This window comes from Devosia sp. Z11_6, from assembly GCF_058133665.1.
The window spans coordinates 58,570-77,353 of sequence record NZ_JBYUNQ010000004.1; the positions used below are offsets into that span (position 1 = coordinate 58,570).

Sequence of the window (18,784 nt, forward strand, 5' to 3'; positions counted from 1 at the left end):
GGCGCGCGTCGGTGAAGGGGCCGCGGGGCCGGGAAAATGCCCCGGACAACGGTCCGTGCCAGCCTTTGTTCCCCGCTCAGGGATCGCGATAACCTAGCACTCTGAGCGTGAGATTGTCGGGGGTGACCGGGCGGTCAAACACCAGCGCCACCGGGCTTTGCGACTGGGCGGGGGCGTAATCAAGGGTCACGCTGCCGCTCACGGCGTCTTGCCCCGAACCCACAGTGCCTTCGATGCCCACTTCCGCAGCGGTGGCGTGGCCGAGATTGAGCACGGTGACATCAGCGACAAAGCCATCGGACGTTTGCCGAACGGCATCGAGCCGCAGCGTGAGCTCGGGATGGCTGCCGGTCTTGGTCAGGGCTTCCACCAGCAGAAAGCCGGCGAGCCCCAGGATCACGAGGGCGGAGATGGCGGCGAAAATCCACTCGATGGTGCCCGCTTTACGGCCGGCGGGGGATGGGGGCGGGTTGCTGGCTTGGTCGGACACGGCGGGAGCCCCTTACAAAATCAGCCGCGCGGCGGCGGCGCCAATGGCGGCAGGAAAGCCCAGCACCACCAGAACCCCCAGCGCCGTGCTGAAGGACAGGCCATCGAAACGGCCAAAGGTCCAGAGCACATAGCAGGAGATGGCGAGCGCGATGGCATAGCCTACGGTGGTGAAGCGCAAAAAGGCGCTCCACCAGGGGGTGTCGGGGGTCGCTTCGCTGCCCTTGAACTCGGATGCAAAAACAAAGCCGTGCATGAGCAGCAGCGACAGGGCGATCAGCGCCAGCGACTGCCAATCAGTCATGCGAAAGGCGATGAGGATCATTTCCTCGGTGGGGGCGACATTGAGCCCGAGATAGAGCGAGCCGGCGGCCATGATTCCCAGTTCGCTGCCATAACTCTGTTCACGCTCCTCCTCCTCGTCCTCGCTTTGCCCGAACTGGCTGCGGCCCAAAAGGGCGCCAAGAGCGGCAGGAATGGCGTGGATGACGATCTTGCCCACGAGTTCGGGCGGGTTCATGCCCGGCCCGATAACCCCGAGCACGGCGAGCAGGATGGCGGTGCTCACCAAACCAATGCCATAGGCAATGGCGACGTCGCGCAGATCCTCCTTCCAGCCCCAGGTGGCCTCAAAGCCGGAATAATGGGACAGGAACATCAGCATGGGCAGGCTGGAGGCCAGCAGGAGCAGCAAGCGCCAGCGATCCATGGCAAAGCCGAGCTCCCACATTTCCATGGTCATCAGCATGGGGAGCGAGAACACCAGCGCCCCGCCAAAGGCACGGCCAAGCCCGGTGACGAGATCGCGAAGCTCGTGGCCGCCCTCATCCGCCTTGTTGGCCGCTGCTGTGCTCATTCTGCTTACCCCGCGTCAGGCAGGCCGCCGCGGAAGCGGCGCTGGTAGTCGGCATCATAAAGGGCGCTGTCGCGGAAATCGTTGCTGGCAAGGGAGGGGCCGACAAAGATGATGGCAGTGCGCTCGATGGGATCGTCGGCCACTTGCGCGGCGATGGTGGACAGCGTGCCGCGCAGAATGCGTTCGCCCGGCCAGGATGCATGCACGACAATGGCGACGGGGCAGTCGGGCCCGTAAAGCGGGGTGAGTTCAGCGACCACCCGCTCGAGCGCATGGATGGCAAGGTGAATGGCTAGGGTCGCGCCCGTGGCGCCAAAGGCGGCCAAGGTTTCGCCCCCGGGCATGGGGGAGGCGCGGCCCGAAACGCGGGTCAGCACCAGGCTTTGCGCCTGGGCCGGAATGGTCAGCTCACGCCCAAGGCTCGCGGCTGCCGCGGCAAAGGCGGGCACGCCGGGGGTGAGCATATAGGGGATGGCGTGGCGATCGAGCCGACGCAACTGCTCGGCCACGGCGCTCCAGATGGAGAGGTCCCCCGAATGGAGCCGCGCCACATCAAGGCCCGCCGCGTGGGCGGTGATGTATTCGGCCTCGATGTCATCGAGGGAAAGGGATGCGGTGTCGACCAGCCGGGTGCCGGGGGTGCAGTAATCGAGCATCTCACGCGGCACGATGGAGCCGGCATAAAGGCAGACGGGGCAGCGGGCGAGGAGGTCGCGGCCGCGCACGGTGATGAGATCGGCAGCGCCGGGACCGGCGCCAATAAAGTGGACGGTCATGGCTTGCTCCAGCACCATTGCAGCAGCGGCATGGCCGGGCGCCAGCCGGTCATGGTGCCGATGGAAGACGCGCGGCTGAGCTCGATGCGGGTGAGCCTGCCGCCATGGGCGGCGTGATGGGCGAGCAGCACGGCTTCCATTTCGAGGGTGACGGCGTTGGCAACGAGCCGGCCACCGGAGCGGAGCGCCGCTCGAGCTGCATCCAGCACGCCCGGGTCGCTGCCGCCGCCGCCGACGAAGATGGCATGCGGAGGTTCGAGGCCGTCGAGCGCCGCGGGGGCGGTGCCTTCAATGAGCTGCAGGCCGGGCACGCCGAACTGGGCGGCGTTGCGAGTAATGCGGAGGGCGCGTTCGGGATGGCTTTCAATGGCAATGGCGCGGAGGCTCTGATGGGCCAGCATCCATTCGATGGCAATGGAGCCCGAACCCGCGCCGATATCCCAGAGCAATTCGCCCTGGCGGGGAGCGAGGGCGGCAAGGGTCAGGGCGCGCACTTCGCGCTTGGTGATCTGCCCGTCATGCTCGAAAAGGGCATCGTCGCGCCCGGGCGCCAGCGGCAGGACGCGCGCTTCGGGCAGGGCGACGACCGAGATGGCCACGACATTGAGCGGATTGATGTCGGCCAGGGTAAAGGCGCTGGCGGGCTGGGAGCGGACGCGCTCATCGGGGCCGCCCAGGGCTTCAAGCACGGTGAGAATGGAAAGGCCAAAGCCGCTGTCATGCAGCAGTTGAGCGAGCTGGAGAGGGGAATCTCCGTCGGAAGTCAGCGCGAGGATGCGTGCGCCGGGCTGCAGATGGGGGAGCAACAGATCCTGCGACCGCCCATGCAGCGACAGGGTGGTGATCTCACCCAAAGGCCAGCCGAGGCGCGCGGCGGCGAGGCTGAAGGCGGAAGGGTGCGGCAGGACCCGCATCTGGGCGGGATCGATGCGGCGGGCGAGGGTGGCGCCGACGCCGAACTGGAACGGATCGCCCGAGGCCAGCACGCAGACGGCGCGGCCGCGCGCGGCGACCACGGCATCAACGGAGCGCGAGAAGGGGCTGAGCCAGGGTTGCTGTTCGCCAGCGATCAAGGGGGCGGCAAGGCGCAGATGGCGTTCGCCGCCAAACACCAGTTCGGCCTGGCTGATGGCGGATTTCGCCGCATCGCCAAGGCCCGCGATGCCGTCTTCGCCGATGCCGACAATGGTCAGCCAGCTCATCGGGGTCCCCCGGCGGAACGGGGCGAATAAACGATCGGCGTGCGGCCGGGCCGTTCGATAACGCGGGTTTCGGGCGAGCCGATGATGACGCAAGTGGCCATATCGGCGGTGCTGGCATCGGCATCGGCGAGGGTGACGAGGCGCAACATCTCGTCAGGGCGACCAGCGGCGCGACCAAAGATCACCGGGGTGCTCCAGGGCAGAACTTCGCGCAGGATGGCAAAGGCGGTGCCGAGCTGCCAGGGGCGGGCGCGGCTGATGGGATTGTAAAGCGCGATCACGAGCCCCGCGCCGGCAACGGCACGCAGACGCTGCTCGATCAGCGTCCACGGCTTGAGATTGTCGGATAGCGAAATGGCGCAGAAATCATGGCCGAGCGGGGCGCCCATGCGGGCGGCAACGGCGAGCATGGCAGTGACACCGGGCACGACTTCGAGCTCGAGATGCCGCCAGGGCTCGGGGCCATCCTCGATGGCTTCGCAGACGGCGGCGGCCATGGCGAAAACGCCGGGATCGCCACCCGACACAACGCACACCGTCTCCCCCGCCGCAGCCGCCTGGAGCGCAGCGCGGCTGCGATCAAGCTCTTCGCGATTATCGGAGGCGACGCGCTGCTGGTCGGGGCGCAGCGCCAGGCGATCGAGATAAGGGCCATAGCCAAAGAACAGCCGGGCCTCGGCCACCGCCTTGAGGGCTTCGGGGGTGATCTGATCGGGATTGCCGGGCCCAAGGCCGACGACGCTGATCTTGCCAGTCATGGCCGCTCGCTCCAGCCGGGAACCAGAACGAGGGCAAAATAGGGGGCGGCGTCGTCGGGTTTGTCGCGCAGGCGCATGGACTGGCCGTTGCTCATGGTGCCGCGCTCCACATAAACGGCGGTTTCGAGCTTGCCGGCCGCGGCAATGGCGCGACGGATCTTGGGCAGGTTGCGCCCGACCTTCATGATCACGGCCCCTTGCGTGTCCCCTAGGCGGCGCTGCAGTTCGGCTTCCCCTAGCGTGCCGGGCAGGACCGCCAGCACATCATCGCCCTGCACCAGCGGCAGGCCGGCCATCGACCAGCAGCCCGACATCGCCGTGATGCCCGGCACGACCTCGGTAGGGTAGCGATGGGCGAGGCGCACATGCAGATGCATATAGGAACCGTAGAACAGCGGATCGCCTTCGCTCAGCACCGCAACCTTGCGCCCGGTATCGAGATGGGCGGCGATGCGCTCGGCCGCCTCGGCATAGAACTGCGCGGTGGCGGAGCGATAATAGGCGTGGTGGCGGTCGATCTCGGTGGTGACAGGATAAAGCAGGGCTTCCTCGTGCTGGGTGGGCGCAAGGAGATCGGCCACGATGGCGCGCGCATTGCTCCGATTGCCCGACTTCGCGAAATAGGCGACCACATCGGCGCCCTGGATGGCGCGCACGGCCTTGAGGGTCAGGAGCTCAGGATCGCCGGGGCCGGTGCCGACGCCGTAAAGGGTGCCGGTCATAGCCCGGGCCTTGCCAGCGCATTGAGCGCCGCGGCGGTGATGGCGCTGCCGCCGAGGCGGCCACGCACGATGGCATAGGGCACGCCATAGGAGTGTTCGGCGAGCGCGGCCTTGGATTCGGCGGCGCCCACAAAGCCGACGGGCATGCCCAGGATCGCGGCGGGGCGGGGGGCGCCGTCGCGCAGCATTTCAAGGAGGTGGAACAGCGCCGTCGGGGCATTGCCGATGGCGACCACGGCACCGGCCAGGCGCTCGCCCCAAAGATGGAGCGCAGCGGCCGAGCGAGTATTGCCGATTTCTTCTGCAATGGCGGGCGTCTGCGGATCGCGCAGGGTGCAGAGCACCGGATTGTTGGCGGGCAAACGGGCCGCAGTGACGCCGCGCACCACCATTTCGGCATCGCAAAGAATGGGGGCGCCAGCCTCGAGCGCTCCGCGGGCCGCCTGGACAAAGCCGGGGCCGAACTCGAAATGCTCGGCGGCTTCCACCATGCCGGCGGCATGGATCATGCGCACGGCGAGTTCCGCCTCATCGGGGGTGAAGCGGCGCAGATCCGCTTCGGCGCGGATGATGGCGAAGGACTGCCGGTAAATGGCGTCCCCCGCTTTGATGTAGTCGTATTCGATCATGGCAGGTGGGGTCCAAGAGCGGCGGCGATGCGCACCGGGCCAAGCGCGGCCAGAACCGCGGCGCTGGTTTGGCCAGGCGCGCGATGCGCATGGAGAAGGCCGGCTAGGCGGGCAAAGGCCGCGCTGGCATCGGCATGGGGAATGAGGAGCAGGGGTGCGTCGCTGGCGCGGCCCGATAGCACGAGGCCCCAGCCGCCGGGCTGGGCGACGAGGGTCAAATCGGCCGGCCGCGGATGGGCGCAACCCTTGGGGCAGCCGGAGACATGGAGAGTCGCGGTGCCATCAAAGAGGGTCGGGAACTCGTCGAGCAGCTGCGATGCCAAGGCGCGGCTGCCGGCAAAGCCCGAGGCGCAACCCTCATTGCCGATGCAGGCATGGGCACCAAGGCGCGGATCGGCGGGATTGGTGAGGAGGCCCAGCGCGGCGGCAGCGCGCCCGAAGGCGGCGAGCGCGGTGGGGGCGCCCAGGGCGAGGAGGGCGTGGCCGGGAGCAAGGCGCAGTTCGGTGATGCCGGCAGATGTGGCGTGCTGCGCGAGGGCGGCGAGCACGGGGGCGGCGATGCTGCCAAAGGGCAGGGCGACGGAGAGGGCCGCGCCATCGCGCACGGGAATGAGGCCGGCGAGCGGCGGGGGCGCGGGAAGGGTGGCGGGTGGAGACAGCCGGGTGGCGAGTTCGGCCTGGATCGCGGCGGGATCGAGATCGCGGGCGCGGGATGCGGGGCCGAGATCGGCGAGGCGGTGGAGGATCAGGCTGGCGGCAGGGAGTGCGGCGGGGGTCGGGAGGGTGCCGAGCGCGGTTTTGCCCAGCGTGAGGAGCCAGCGCTCGGCATCCAGGGCAGTGAGGCGCAGATCGGCGCCCAGCCGCGCCAGAGTGATGGCGCCACCGCCATCCACGACGACGGTGACCTTGGGGCCGAGGCGACGGGCGAGCGGGGCGGCCGCGATGCGGATGGCGGTTGCGAGGGGGCGCGGATCAACTGTTTCGAGCGGGTCGAGTCCGGCGAGCGGCGGGGTTTCCACGACGAGGCCGGTTTCGATGGGCAGGAACGCTTCGATGGCCTCGGCAAAGGGGGGGCCGGACTGCTCGGAGAGGCCCCGCACCTGCAGATTGCCGCGGGCGGTGATCTCGAGCTGGCCATTGCCGTGCCGGGCGGCGAGTTCGGCGATGCGGACCAGCTGAGCGGGACTGACACGCCGCTCGGGCAGGCGCAGGCGCGCGAGGAGCCCGTCGCCGGTCGCCATCGGCTCGCGCAGGCTCGGGCAGGCACCGCGGCGCGCGGGCGCTTGGGGGTCAGTGATGGGCAGCAGCTGGAGCAAGTTCGGGCTTCGTGTTGCGTGAAGCCCTGTCCTTATACGATCCCTCGGGCGGCACAAAGCGCTCTATGGTTCGCGTTGTCGCAGCAGGTAGATGTCCATGATCCAGCCATGGCGCGCGCGGGCGGCCTGGCGCGTCTCGATGATGGTGTCGCGCACATCCCCAAGGCGGCCGGCAATGGTGAGCTGGTCGGGGGTGCCGAGATAGGCGCCCCAGAAGATCTCGAGCTCTGGATCGGCATGGATAAAGGCGGTTTGCCCGTCGAGCATGACCACGCTGTCGTTCTGAAGGCCCGATTCGGCGAGGCGGCGGCCGGTGGTGATCTGGACGGGCTCGCCGATGCGATTAAGGGCAATGGCGTGGGCTGAGGTCAGCGCCTGGATGGAGGTGATGCCGGGGATGACTTCGACGTGGAAGGTTTCCGGCTGGGGCAATTGCGCGATGATGCGCAGGGTGCTGTCGTAGAGCCCCGGATCACCCCAGACGAGAAAGGCGCAGGAGCCGCCATCGGGCACACGGGTGGCGATGAGCTCGGCGAAGATGCCGGCGAGCGTGGCGTGCCATTCGGCCACGGTCTGGTTGTAATCGGGGCCGCTGCGGCGGGTGGGGACGCGATAGGGCACGAGATTGGGGGCCTCGAGATAGCGCTCGCAGATCTCGCGTCTGACCTGGGCGAGCTCGGCCTTGTCCTCGCCCTTGTCGGGGATGAAGAGGGTGCCGGCGCGCTGGAGGGCATTGATGGCCTGCACGGTCAGATGCTCGGGATTGCCGGTGCCGATGCCCACAAGGATGATGGTTTTCACGCGCGTTCTCCTGGCTGTGGGGGGAGATGGCATGAAGGGGCGGGGCGAACAAGCCACCGCGTCCGTGCGGACGGGGAACGGGGCTTGACCTTCCCATGTTGGAACGCCGCATAGCTCGTGCCCCGACCAATCAGGAGGTTTGAAAATGAAGTGTCTGGCTCTTTCCCTGTGCGTGGCTGCGGCCTTGAGCCTGCCGGTAGCGGCGCAGGATCATGCCGGCCATGGCATGGCTGGCGGCGACAGCCCGGCAACCGAAGCCTTCAAGGCGGCCAATATGCGCATGCACGAGGCGATGGACCTCGACTATAGCGGCGACGCCGATGTGGATTTCGTGCGCGGCATGATCCCACATCACCAAAGCGCGGTGGAGATGGCGCAGATCGTGCTCGAGCATGGCAGCGATCCCGAGATCAAGGCGCTGGCCGAAAAGATCATCGCCGACCAGGAAGGCGAGATCGCCCAGATGCAGGAATGGCTGGCCAAACACGGCCACTAAGGAAAGAGGGCCACGCTCGGAAAGGAGCGTGGCCCTTCGGGTTTATGCCGGCTCGGGGGTGTAGCCGGCTTCGCGGATGGCCGCTTCCGCCTTGGCGCGGTCGCCGGTGAAGCTGACGCGGTGGGTGTCGAGATCAACGGCGATCTCGGCGCCGGGGAGCGCTTCCTCGAGCGCCTTGCGCACGGTGCCCACGCAATGGGCGCAGCTCATATCCTCGACGCGCAGAGTGGTTGTTTGGCTCATTTCAATGTCCTTTCACGGGTTGCGGCCCGGCCAGATCATCGAGGATCGGGCAATTGGGCCGGTCGTCGCCGCCGCAGCAGTGAACGAGATGCTTGAGCGTCCCGACCATGCCCTGCAGTTCGGCAATCTTGGTTTCGAGGTCGGCGATATGGGCCGATGCCACCGCCTTGACCTCGGCGCTGGCGCGGCTCTTGTCCTGCCAGAGGCTGAGGAGGCGGCTGGTTTCCTCGACGGAAAAGCCCAGGGTGCGCGCCCGCTTGATGAAGCGCAGCACATGCACCTGATCGGGGTCGTAAACGCGGTAATTGCTGTCGGTGCGCGCGGGCGGCTCGATCAGGCCGATGGATTCGTAGTAGCGGATCATCTTGGCCGAAACGCCCGAGGCCTGGGCGGCCTCCCCGATATTCATGGGTTCACTCCTTGCAGGGTCGCGGGGCGCACGGTGCGCAGCCGCTGGGCGTTGCCGACCACGAACACGCTCGATAGGGCCATGGCGCCCGCCCCGATCATGGGGGACAGCAGGATGCCAAAGCTGGGATAGAGCACGCCTGCCGCCACCGGGATCAGGATGACGTTGTAGGCGAAGGCCCAGAAGAGGTTCTCGGCGATATTGCGCATGGTGGCGCGGCTGATGGTGAGGGCATTGAGCACCCCCTTGAGATCGCCGCCCAAGAGGACGACATCGGCGCTTTCGATGGCGACATCGGTGCCGGTGCCCACGGCAATGCCGATATCGGCGGCGGCCAGCGCGGGCGCATCATTGATGCCATCGCCGACAAAGGCGATCTTGCCTCCGCCGCGGCGTAGCGAATTGATGGCCTCGACCTTGCCGGCCGGCAGGATTTCGGCGCGCACTTCATCGATCCCGAGCTGGTCGGCAATGGCTTGGGCCGTGCGCTGGTTGTCGCCCGAGATCATGGCGGTGCGAATGCCTAAGCGGTGCAGTTCGGCGATCACCGCCTTGCTGGTGGGGCGGGCCCGATCGGCAACGGCGGCGACGGCGGCGAGCTTGCCATCGACACCCACCAGAATGGGTGTCTTGCCCTGGCTGGCGAGGGTGGCGAGCTGATCGGCAAACCGGGTTTGGTCGATCTCGGGCAGCTGGCCGGCATTGCCCACCAGCACCTGGCGACCGCCAACAACGCCGCTGATGCCGTGGCCGGCCGAGGAGGCGAACTGCTCGGCCTCGGCGATGGGCAGGCCGCGCTCGGTGGCGGCGGCAACGATGGCGGTGGCGATGGGATGTTCGGAGTAATGTTCCACCGCCGCCATCAGGGCAAGCACTTCGGGCTCGGCAAAGCCCTCGGCAACAACGAGATCGGTCAGCACGGGACGCCCTTCGGTCAGGGTGCCGGTCTTGTCAAAGGCGACGATATCGACGTCGCGCAGGCTTTGCAGGGCTTCGCTGCGGCGGAAGAGGACGCCCAGTTCCGCGGCACGGCCGGTGCCCACCATGATCGAGGTGGGGGTGGCCAGACCCATGGCGCAGGGGCAGGCGATGATGAGGACAGCCACGGCATTGACGAGCCCGAAGAGATAGCTGGGCTCAGGCCCCCAGAGCAGCCAGACCACAAAGGTGGCGAGGGCTGCCGCCATCACGGCGGGCACGAACCAGAAGGTGATGCGGTCCACCAGCGCCTGGATGGGGAGCTTGCCGCCCTGGGCGTCCTCGACCATGCGGATAATCTGGGCCAGCATGGTATCGGCCCCCACCTTGGTGGCGCGGAAGGTGAAACTGCCTTCGCCATTGACGGTGCCGCCGACCACACTGGCGCCTTCGGCCTTGCTCACCGGGATGGGCTCGCCCGAGATCATGGATTCATCGACATGGCTTTGCCCGCCCACGATCTCGCCATCGACAGCGATCTTTTCGCCGGGGCGCACCAGGAGGATATCGCCGACGACCACCTGATCGATGGGCACTTGCACAAAGCTGCCATTGCGCTGCACCTGGGCGGTCTTGGCCTGTTGCTGCACCAGCCGGGCAATGGCGGCGCCAGTGCGGCCCTTTGCCAGTGCTTCAAGGAGCCGGCCAAGCAGGATCAGCGTCACGATCACGGCCGCCGCTTCGAAATACACATAGCGGCTGGTGGCAGGCACGAGGTCGGGCGCGAAGGTAACGAGCGTTGAATAAAGATAGGCCGCGCCCGCGCCCAAGGCGACGAGCGAGTTCATCTCGGGGGCGCCGCGCAAGAGGGCCGGAATGCCATGCGCAAAAAAGCGGCGTCCGGGCACGAAGAGCACAATGGTCGTGATGACAAAATAGGCGATGTAAAGCCACTGAGTGGGCACCAAATGCATCACCGCCATATGCATGCCGGGGATCAGGTGGCTGCCCATTTCGAGCACGAACATCGGCCCCGTCAGAACCGCGGCAAGGATCACGTCGCGCCGGAGCACGGCGGCGTCCTCGTCATGGTGGTGGCCGGCATGGCTGCTGCGCTGTTCGGGCGCGGGCTGGCCGGAATAGCCGGCCTTGGTTATGGCGGCGAGAACGGGCTCGAGTTGCGCATCAGGAGTGAGCTCGACAGTGGCGCGCTCGGTGGCGAGATTGACGGAAGCCGCCTTGACGCCGGGGGTTTTGAGCAATGCGCGTTCCACCCTCGCCACGCAGGAAGCGCAGGTCATGCCTTCGATATCGATGGAAACGGGTCGGGTTTGGAGTGCCTGGTCAGTCATGATTTTCACCTCGTCCCACCCCATGTAGGGCTTCCCATCGTGGGAAGGTCAAGGGCTTCTGCCGCTTTCGCGCCATCAGAATGAATGGATTGTGAAGCCCGTGCTCATTTTGTTTGCACCTAGTGCATAAGAGGTGTGCAGCAAGGCGCGGTTCTCATCAGCCGGGGGTGCCACTACATAAGGCTCAGCAAAAGAGAGGACCCCAAGAAAATGAACATCCGTCAGTCGATCCGCAACTATGTCCAGTACCAGCGCACCCTGCGCGAACTGAACTCGCTTGACGCTCGCCAGCTCAATGATTTGGGCATTACCAAGGGCGACATCAAGAACATTGCGCAGGGCAAGGGCTTCTAAGCTCTTTCCAGCAGCATTCGAAGAAGAAGGCGTCCACTTGGGCGCCTTTTGTCTTTTCAGGAACTAACGGATGAGGTCGGCGGTCTTGCCGCCCAGGGCGCGGACGAGATCGTCGGGCGCCAGATTGATCTGCAGCCCGCGTTGGCCGCCATTGAGATAAACCCGGTCCTGCAAGGCGACGAGTTCTTCCACGCAAGTGGGCACGGCCTTGCGCTGCCCGAAGGGGCTGATGCCCCCGACCTTGTAGCCGGTGAGGCGCTCGGCGACGGCGGGCTTCATCATCTGCGCGGTCTTGCCGCCAAAGGCGGCGGCAAGCTTTTTCATGTTCACTTCCTCGTCCGACGGGACGACGACACAGACTGGCTTGCCATCCACCTCGGCCATCAGCGTCTTGAACACGCAGCCGGGATCAACGCCCATGGCTTCGGCAGCCTGCAGCCCCACCCGCTCGGCATCTGGATCGTAAGCGTAGGTCGCGAGCTCAAAGGGGATGCCGGCTTTGAGAAGGGCTGTGGTGGCAGGCGTGGTCTTGGACATGGAGCCGAGTTTACCGCTCCCATATTGGCTGGCAAGCGGGCCTAGCGCGGACAATGATCGCCCAGAATGGTTTCGGCGCCGATATCGCGCAGCAGATGGGGCGAGGCATGGAGCAGATCGAGGGTGACGCGGCGCCGGTGGCGACGGATCAGCCAGTTGCGCAGCGGATTCCACGGGCGGCGCGGGGCCGGATCGCGCGCTTCTTCGCAGCTTGAAACAACACTCATGGCATAACCAGCCTTATGCGGCTGCCTCCGGGGTGATCGGGATAGCCGCGATTATTGCTGGCGGGCCGGCGCGCTTCCAACTAAAGCTGCCAAGGCTCCCATAAGGAGGTTTGATGCATGAGCCCCTTGCCACCCCTGCCGGCGATCCGCGCCTTCGAAGCCGTGGCGCGTCATTTGAGCTTTACCCGTGCGGCCGAGGAACTGGGCATGACCCAGGCCGCTGTCAGCTACCAGATCCGCATTATCGAGGAGCGGGTGGGCACGCCATTATTCCTGCGCAAGCCGCGCCGCATTGAGCTCAGCCAGACTGGGGCGCAGCTGGCGCCTGAAGTTGCGAAGGGCTTTGCGGTGCTGCGGGCGGCTTTTGCCGAACTGGGCGGGCGGGTCGACGCCACGCTCGCGATCAGCGCGGTGCCCACTTTCGCCAGCCAGTGGCTGGCGGCCAACCTGGGGCTCTTTCAGGTCGGGCATCCCGATATTGCGGTGCGAATCGAAAGCGCGCCCGAGATCATCGATTTTGCCGGCACGGAGATCGATGTGGCGATCCGCGCCACGGGGCGGGTGGCGCCGGGACTGGTGGCGCATGGGCTGACCAAGGTGGAATATGCCCCCATGCTGCATCCGCGGCTGGTGGAGGAATATGGGGTGCGCGAACCCGCCGATCTGTTGCGGGTGCCCCAGATCACCCCCGATGATCCGTGGGTTGCGGCCTGGTTCAAGCGGGCAGGGGTGGCGGTGCCGCCCACGCCCGAGCGACCCTTCGCCCGGCTGGGCTTTCAATCCATGGAAGCGGTGGCCGTGATGGCCGGGCGGGGCGTCGCCATGCTGACGCCCCAGTTCTACCCCGAGGAAATCCGCGCCGGCCGTATGGTGCAGCCCTTTTCGACCGTGGGCTGGGACGGGCACTACTACTATCTCGTCTACCCCGAAGCGCGGCGCAACAACCCCAAGATCCGCGCCTTTCGCGACTGGATCCTCGAGGCGACTGCGCCGCTGCGGGCGCTGGAGCAGAGCTAGACAATACCGCCCGAGCCGCCTTCCACCGCCGGGCGGATGGCCGCGACCTTGGCGCGATAGCCAGAGGCCCGGTAGGCGCCGAGCAAGTCGATGGCGCCGCCCGCTTCGAGGCGCACCATGGCGAGGATCGGCTCCACATCGGTGCGATAGGCGAGGCGCAGGGCCTGGGTGGCGCCGAGGGCATCATTGCCCTGCTGCGCTGCTGCGAGCGCGGCGCGATCGACGAGGAGTGCTTGGGCATAGGCCCGCTGCACATCGGCGGCCGACAGCATCAGCGATTCGATGGGGTCGGTGACGTTGTGGGATTGGTCGAGCATATGGGCGGGGCGGAAGTCGGGGTAGCGGGCTTCGGCATCCACCAGCTCGTTGAAGACGAGGAACAGGCGGTAGGGATCGATCGAGCCGGCATCGAGGTCGTCGTCGCCATATTTGGAGTCGTTGAAGTGAAAGCCGCCGAGCTTGCCGAACTGGGCGAGGCGCGAAACGATCATTTCGATATTGGTGTTGGGCGCGTGGTGGCCGAGATCGACGAGGCAGAAGGCCTTGTCACCGAGCTCAGTGGCGATGAGGTAGTTGGTGCCCCAGTCCTGCACGACCGTTGAATAAAAGGCTGGCTCATACATCTTGTGTTCGGTGTAGACCCGCCAGTCAGCGGGGAGGGCGGCATAGATCGCCTTCATGGCGTCGAGATAATGCTCGAACTGGGTGGCGAAATTGACCTGGCCGGGGAAGTTGGAGCCGTCGCCGATCCAGACGGTGAGGGCCTTGGACCCCAGGGTCTGGCCGATCTCGATGCATTCGATGTTGTGCTCGATGGCCTGCTGGCGCGTCGCCGGGTCGGCAGCGGAGAGCGAACCGAACTTGTAGCTTTCCAGCTGGCCGCGGGCGTCCGAGAAGGTGTTGGAGTTCATCGCATCAAAGCCGAGGCCGAACCGCGAGGCAGCCTGCTTGAGGCGGTTGGGATCGGCCTTGTCCCAGGGGATATGGAGGGAAACGGTGCGGGTGGCTTGCGTCAGCTGGGCGATCACGGCGCAGTCTTCGAGCTTGTCGAAGATATCGCGCGGCTCGCCCTGGCCGGGGAAGCGGGCAAAGCGGGTGCCGCCGGTGCCGACGCCCCAGGAGGGGACGGCGATGTTGAAACTGGCGACCTTTTGTTTGATCGCCTCGATGGCGATGCCGCGCCGGTCGAGCCGCTCGCCGAGGGAGTCGTAGTCCGCCCGCAGATCGGCTTCGCGCTTGGCGTTGTCAGCTTCGATCGCGGTGGGGTCGATGATGTGATCGGTCATTTCTGGTGCCTCCCTCTGCGACCCTCTCCCTCGGTCCCTCCGCTCAAGGGGGAGGGAAGGGCAGGAGCCGCGTGTTTGTTGTTTTTGTTCTGCGTGAATCAGCGCGTAAAGGATTGGGCGTTGCCCGCGTCGACATTGAGGATGTTGCCGGTGGATTTGGCCGAGGCTTCGCTGGCAAAGAAATAGATGGCTTCGGCGATGTCCTCGGGGAACACGGAGCGCTTAAGCAGCGAGCGCTGGCGATACATGTCCTCCAGGCCCTCCTTGTCGGTCTTGTAGGTCGAGGCGCGCTGTTCGAGCCATTCGCCGGCCCAGATTTTAGAGCCGCGCAACACCGCATCGGGATTGACGACATTGACGCGGATCTGCGCTTCAGCGCCCTCGAGGGCCAGGCAGCGGGCGAGGTGGATCTCGGCGGCTTTCGCGGTGCAATAAGCGGCGGCATTGGGCGAAGCGGCAAGGCCGTTCTTGGAGGCGACAAAGACCACATTGCCGCCGATCTCTTGGGCGCGGAACAGGCGGAAAGCTTCGCGCGAGACGAGGAAATAGCCGGTGGACAGGATGTCCATGTTGCGGTTCCAGAGCTCGAGCGTCGTGTCCTCGATGGGCGCGGAGGAGGCGAGGCCCGCATTGGAGACAAGGATATCGAGCCCGCCGAACTCCACCACGGCCTGGGCGAAGCCGGAGATGACTTGTTCCTCGCGCGTGACGTTGATGTTGACGGGGCGTACAAAGTCGGCGCCGAACACGCCCGAGAGTTCGGCAGTGGCCGCGTCGAGCGCGGCCTGGTCGATATCGGCGAGGACCACGCAGGCGCCTTCGCGCAGCAGCCGGGCGGCAGTGGCCTTGCCGATGCCGCCGGCGCCGCCGGTGACGAGGGCGATTTTGCCGGCCAGGGACTTGGGCTTGGGCAAGCGCGCGAGCTTGGCTTCTTCGAGGAGCCAATATTCGATGTCGAAGGCCTCCTGCTCGGGCAGGCCCTGGTATTCGCTGACGGTCGAGGCGCCGCGCATCACATTGATGGCGTTGACATAGAACTCGCCCGAAATGCGGGCGGTCGCCTTGTCCTTGGCAAAGGTGAACATGCCGACACCAGGCATAAGGTAAACCACGGCATTGGGGTCGCGCATCGCCGGGGAATTGTCGTGCTTGCAGCGCTCGTAGTAGGCGGCGTAGTCGGCGCGATAGGCGGCGATCTGGTCGCCAAGGCCGGCGATAACGGCGTCGATATCGGGGTTGGTAGGATCGAAATCGATCACCAGAGGCCGAATTTTGGTGCGCAGAAAATGGTCGGGGCAGGAGGTGCCCAGCGCCGCGAGCGGGCGCAGATTGTTGGAGTTGACGAATTCCAGCACGGCCGGGGAATCGTCGAAATGGCCCAGCTTATGGCTGTCCTCGGAAATGAAGCCGCGGATTTTCGGCATCAGGCGGGCGGCGATGGCTCGGCGCTGTTCCGGCGGCAGCACCTGGACGGCCGCGCCACCAAAGATGGTCTTGCCCGCGGTTTGCGCTTCGAACCACTCGATGGCCTGGTTGATGATGGCGATGGTGGTTTCGTAGCACTCCCGAGGGGTGTCGCCCCAGGTAAAGAGGCCGTGGGATTCGAGGATCACTCCCTTGGCATTGGGGTTTTCTTCGCAGAACTTGCCCAGCCACAGGCCAAGCTCGAAGCCCGGCTTTTTCCAGGGCAGCCAGCCGATCGTGTCGCCGAAAATCTGGCGCGTGAGTTCGCGCGAGTTTTTCGAAGCCGCGATGGCGATGATGGCGTCGGGGTGCATGTGATCCACAAAGGGATGGTTCACATAGGCGTGGAGCGGAGTGTCGATCGAGGCGGCGCGCGGGTTGAGGTTGAAGGTGGCATGGGGGAGATAGCCCACCATCTCGTCTTCGAAGTCGACCCCGCGGTAGAGGTTCTTGAGAGCCCGCAGCTTGTCCATATACAGGGTGGCAAAACCATCGAGCTTGATCGAGGCGCTGTCCCCGCCCGAGCCCTTGACCCAAAGCACCTCGACCATCTCGCCGGTGAGGGGATCCTTTTGCATGATCTTGGAGGAGGTATTGCCGCCGCCATAGTTGGTGACCCGCTTGTCGCTGCCCAAAATGTTGGAGCGGTAAACCAGCCGCTCGGGCTCGCTCATGGCGGCGGCCTTGGCATCATCCCATAAATTCTGGAGGCGCTTGGGGGCGGGGGCGGACATGGGGTTCCTCTCAGATCGGGCAAAACTCCTGCCGAACTGGCCATGATTGAAATGCGCTGTCAATCACAAACGATCAACAGCAAGCAGAACTGCGCAATGCTGAGTAATTCAGGTGGGTCAATGATTGACACTGATTGAAAAGCGCGCAAGGAATGCTGACGGGAGGAGTGCTGCCGTGCATGAAACAGAGCGCCATAGAGTCATCGGGGCTGCGCTGCGGACGCGTTCCTTCGTGAGCGTGGCTGAACTCTGCGACGTCACCGGCGCTTCGGAAGCCACGATCCGCCGGGACATTGCGGCGCTGCATCTGAGCGGGCAGTTGCGGCGGGTGCGGGGTGGCGCGGAAGCGGTGAACCCGCCCGAAGAAGGCGCGCTGATGGGGCGGCCCTTCTCGGTCAATGAAACGCTCAATATCGCGCAAAAGCAGGCAATCGCCCGCGCTGCGGCGCAGCTTTGCCGCGACGGCGAGCCGATCATCATCAATGGCGGCACCACGACCTATCAGATGGTGCATCATCTGACGGGCAAGCGGCTGACCGTGTTCACCAACAGCTTCGCCATCGCCGAACACCTGATCCACAATTCGCGCAACAGCGTGGTTATTCCGGGCGGAACCATCTATCGCGACCAGAATGTAATCCTGTCGCCCTTTGGCGGGGTGGTGGCCTCGCATTTCTACGCCAAGCGCATGTTTATCGGCTGCCAGGGAATTGGCGAGCACGGGCTGATGGAAGCCGACCCGATGGTCGTGCAATCGGAACTGGCGCTGATCGGGCAGGCCGAGGAGCTGATCGTGCTCGCCGATTCATCGAAGTTTTCGGGCCGCTCGAGCCTGATCCTGTGTGAACTCAACAAGATCGCCGCGGTGATCACCGACAGCGGCATCCGTGACGAAGACCGCCAGATGCTCGAAACGGCAGGCGTGCGGTTGATCGTGGCCGAAACAACTACTCAGGTCCAAGCGCAATCCAGCAGGGCCTGAGCCAACAACTAGCTGATATCAAAGCATTCCAGGGAGGGAATACCGCATGAAACTGATCAAGATCCTGGCCGCATCCACGGCTGTCGCCGTGCTGCTCGCCGCACCAGCCTATGCCCAGACGCGCATTGCGCTGGTGGTCAAATCGCTGGGCAACGGCTTTTTCGATGCCGCCAACAAGGGCGCGCAGGAAGCGGCCGCCGAATTGGGCGATGTCGAGGTGATCTATACCGGCCCAACCGCCGCCACGGCCGAAGCGCAGATCGAAGTGGTCAATTCGCTGATTGCCCAGCAGGTCGACGCCATCGCCATCTCGGCCAATGACCCCGACGCGTTGGTGCCGGCACTGCAGCGCGCCATGCAGCGCGGCATCAAGGTGGTGAGCTTTGACTCAGGCGTTGCCGAGGAAGGCCGCCAGATCCACCTCAACCCATCCGACACCGCGCTGATCGGGGAAACCATCATCAAGCTGGCCGCAGACCACCTGCCTGAAGGCGGCGATGTGGCGATCCTGTCGGCCGCATCCACCGCCACCAACCAGAATGCCTGGATCGAGGCGGCCAAGGCGGCACTGCCCGAGAAATTCCCCAACATCAATCTCGTCGCGACGGTTTACGGCGATGATGACTCGGTCAAATCCACCGAGGAAGCCAAGGGCCTGATCGCCGCCCATCCCGACCTCAAGGCCATCATTGCCCCCACTACGGTGGGTGTTGTCGCGGCGGCCCAGGTGGTGACCGACCAGAACCTGATCGGCAAGATCAATGTGACGGGCCTCGCGCTCCCCTCCGAATTCAAGCAGTTCATCGACAATGGCGCGTCCCAGGCCGTGGCGCTGTGGAACCCCATCGATCTGGGCTATTCGGCGGTGATGCTGGCCGACCAGTTGATCGACGGCAAGGAAGCGGCGCCGGGTGAAACATTCTCCATCGGCCGGGTCGGCGAAGTGACGCTTGACGACACCAACGCGGCGGCAATGGCCGTGCCGTTCCAATTCGACAAGACCAATATCGAAGAGTTCTCCAAGATCTATTGAGCTCCGTGCGCGCAGGGCGATAGCACCCCGTCAAGGCAGGGTAGCTGCAGTCTGCCCTCCCTACCCCTTGAGGGGAGAGGAGGGCCGGGGTGGGGGTCCTTCAGTGATCACCAGCCGACCCCCTCCCTCGATCCCTACCCTCAAGGGGGAGGGAAGCACAAAAGCCGGTGGTTCCGCGCATGG

General features: G+C 65.5%; 21 protein-coding genes. 5 read left to right on the forward strand and 16 right to left on the reverse strand.

Annotated elements, in window-relative coordinates; translation table 11 throughout:
• Positions 1-76: 76 nt before the first annotated feature.
• The 9 genes from AC3YMN_RS12490 to cobF form a co-directional block, all read right to left on the reverse strand.
• Positions 77-490: a hypothetical protein gene (locus tag AC3YMN_RS12490; protein ID WP_489890257.1), complete on the reverse strand. Its 414-nt coding sequence runs from the start codon at positions 488-490 to the stop codon at positions 77-79.
• A gap of 12 nt (positions 491-502) precedes the next feature.
• The gene (locus AC3YMN_RS12495; RefSeq protein WP_489890258.1) at positions 503-1,345 is read right to left on the reverse strand and encodes a TIGR02587 family membrane protein; all 843 of its coding nucleotides are present in this window, start codon (positions 1,343-1,345) and stop codon (positions 503-505) included.
• A gap of 5 nt (positions 1,346-1,350) precedes the next feature.
• Positions 1,351-2,121: a precorrin-4 C(11)-methyltransferase gene (cobM, locus tag AC3YMN_RS12500; protein WP_172122699.1), complete on the reverse strand. Its 771-nt coding sequence runs from the start codon at positions 2,119-2,121 to the stop codon at positions 1,351-1,353.
• Positions 2,118-3,323, reverse strand: coding sequence for a precorrin-6y C5,15-methyltransferase (decarboxylating) subunit CbiE (cbiE, locus tag AC3YMN_RS12505; RefSeq protein WP_489890259.1), 1,206 nt, complete (start codon positions 3,321-3,323; stop codon positions 2,118-2,120). The genes cobM and cbiE overlap by 4 nt, the downstream gene beginning before the upstream one ends.
• A complete protein-coding gene (locus AC3YMN_RS12510) occupies positions 3,320-4,081 on the reverse strand; it encodes a precorrin-3B C(17)-methyltransferase (protein WP_489890260.1) in 762 nt (253 codons plus the stop codon). The genes cbiE and AC3YMN_RS12510 overlap by 4 nt, the downstream gene beginning before the upstream one ends.
• Positions 4,078-4,803, reverse strand: coding sequence for a precorrin-2 C(20)-methyltransferase (locus AC3YMN_RS12515; RefSeq protein WP_489890261.1), 726 nt, complete (start codon positions 4,801-4,803; stop codon positions 4,078-4,080). The genes AC3YMN_RS12510 and AC3YMN_RS12515 overlap by 4 nt, the downstream gene beginning before the upstream one ends.
• A complete protein-coding gene (locus tag AC3YMN_RS12520) occupies positions 4,800-5,432 on the reverse strand; it encodes a precorrin-8X methylmutase (RefSeq protein WP_489890262.1) in 633 nt (210 codons plus the stop codon). Before AC3YMN_RS12520 ends, AC3YMN_RS12515 begins: the two co-directional genes overlap by 4 nt.
• A complete protein-coding gene (cobG, locus tag AC3YMN_RS12525; protein ID WP_489890263.1) occupies positions 5,429-6,748 on the reverse strand; it encodes a precorrin-3B synthase in 1,320 nt (439 codons plus the stop codon). The genes AC3YMN_RS12520 and cobG overlap by 4 nt, the downstream gene beginning before the upstream one ends.
• 63 nt (positions 6,749-6,811) lie before the next feature.
• Positions 6,812-7,549 carry a precorrin-6A synthase (deacetylating) gene (cobF, locus tag AC3YMN_RS12530; protein WP_489890264.1) on the reverse strand — a complete coding sequence of 246 codons (738 nt, stop codon included), beginning with the start codon at positions 7,547-7,549 and terminating at the stop codon, positions 6,812-6,814.
• A gap of 139 nt (positions 7,550-7,688) precedes the next feature.
• Here cobF and copM point away from each other — a divergent pair, with 139 nt between their 5' ends.
• Complete coding sequence (gene copM / locus AC3YMN_RS12535; RefSeq protein WP_489890265.1) at positions 7,689-8,045, forward strand: CopM family metallochaperone; 357 nt, start codon at positions 7,689-7,691, stop codon at positions 8,043-8,045.
• Between the two features lie 42 nt (positions 8,046-8,087).
• Here copM and AC3YMN_RS12540 read toward each other — a convergent pair whose 3' ends face one another.
• The 3 genes from AC3YMN_RS12540 to AC3YMN_RS12550 are packed head-to-tail and all read right to left on the reverse strand — an operon-like array spanning position 8,088 to position 10,967.
• Entirely contained in the window at positions 8,088-8,288 is a 201-nt protein-coding gene (locus AC3YMN_RS12540) for a heavy-metal-associated domain-containing protein (RefSeq protein WP_127752322.1), read from the reverse strand.
• 1 nt (position 8,289) lies between these two features.
• Entirely contained in the window at positions 8,290-8,697 is a 408-nt protein-coding gene (gene cueR, locus AC3YMN_RS12545) for a Cu(I)-responsive transcriptional regulator (protein WP_489890266.1), read from the reverse strand.
• Positions 8,694-10,967, reverse strand: coding sequence for a heavy metal translocating P-type ATPase (locus tag AC3YMN_RS12550; protein WP_489890267.1), 2,274 nt, complete (start codon positions 10,965-10,967; stop codon positions 8,694-8,696). The genes cueR and AC3YMN_RS12550 overlap by 4 nt, the downstream gene beginning before the upstream one ends.
• A 210-nt stretch (positions 10,968-11,177) precedes the next feature.
• Here AC3YMN_RS12550 and AC3YMN_RS12555 point away from each other — a divergent pair, with 210 nt between their 5' ends.
• Positions 11,178-11,321 (forward strand): DUF1127 domain-containing protein, encoded by a 144-nt coding sequence (locus AC3YMN_RS12555; protein ID WP_127752325.1) that lies wholly within the window; start codon positions 11,178-11,180, stop codon positions 11,319-11,321.
• A gap of 63 nt (positions 11,322-11,384) precedes the next feature.
• Here the strand turns inward: AC3YMN_RS12555 and ybaK are convergent, their stop codons facing one another.
• Both ybaK and AC3YMN_RS12565 read right to left on the reverse strand, forming a co-directional pair.
• Positions 11,385-11,858, reverse strand: a complete 474-nt coding sequence (ybaK, locus tag AC3YMN_RS12560; protein WP_489890268.1) for a Cys-tRNA(Pro) deacylase — start codon at positions 11,856-11,858, stop codon at positions 11,385-11,387.
• Positions 11,859-11,899: 41 nt separating this feature from the next.
• Positions 11,900-12,085, reverse strand: coding sequence for a hypothetical protein (locus tag AC3YMN_RS12565; protein WP_127752327.1), 186 nt, complete (start codon positions 12,083-12,085; stop codon positions 11,900-11,902).
• Between the two features lie 117 nt (positions 12,086-12,202).
• On the opposite strand from AC3YMN_RS12565, the gene AC3YMN_RS12570 reads away from it, so the two are divergent.
• Positions 12,203-13,102 (forward strand): LysR substrate-binding domain-containing protein, encoded by a 900-nt coding sequence (locus AC3YMN_RS12570; protein ID WP_489890269.1) that lies wholly within the window; start codon positions 12,203-12,205, stop codon positions 13,100-13,102.
• Here AC3YMN_RS12570 and rhaI read toward each other — a convergent pair.
• Both rhaI and AC3YMN_RS12580 read right to left on the reverse strand, forming a co-directional pair.
• Positions 13,099-14,388: an L-rhamnose catabolism isomerase gene (rhaI, locus tag AC3YMN_RS12575; protein WP_489890270.1), complete on the reverse strand. Its 1,290-nt coding sequence runs from the start codon at positions 14,386-14,388 to the stop codon at positions 13,099-13,101. The genes AC3YMN_RS12570 and rhaI overlap by 4 nt on opposite strands.
• 98 nt (positions 14,389-14,486) lie before the next feature.
• Positions 14,487-16,586, reverse strand: a complete 2,100-nt coding sequence (locus AC3YMN_RS12580) for a bifunctional rhamnulose-1-phosphate aldolase/short-chain dehydrogenase (protein WP_489890271.1) — start codon at positions 16,584-16,586, stop codon at positions 14,487-14,489.
• 175 nt (positions 16,587-16,761) lie between these two features.
• On the opposite strand from AC3YMN_RS12580, the gene AC3YMN_RS12585 reads away from it, so the two are divergent.
• Positions 16,762-17,568 carry a DeoR/GlpR family DNA-binding transcription regulator gene (locus AC3YMN_RS12585; protein WP_489890272.1) on the forward strand — a complete coding sequence of 269 codons (807 nt, stop codon included), beginning with the start codon at positions 16,762-16,764 and terminating at the stop codon, positions 17,566-17,568.
• Positions 17,569-17,614: 46 nt separating this feature from the next.
• Entirely contained in the window at positions 17,615-18,601 is a 987-nt protein-coding gene (rhaS, locus tag AC3YMN_RS12590; protein WP_127752332.1) for a rhamnose ABC transporter substrate-binding protein, read from the forward strand.
• Positions 18,602-18,784: the final 183 nt, after the last annotated feature.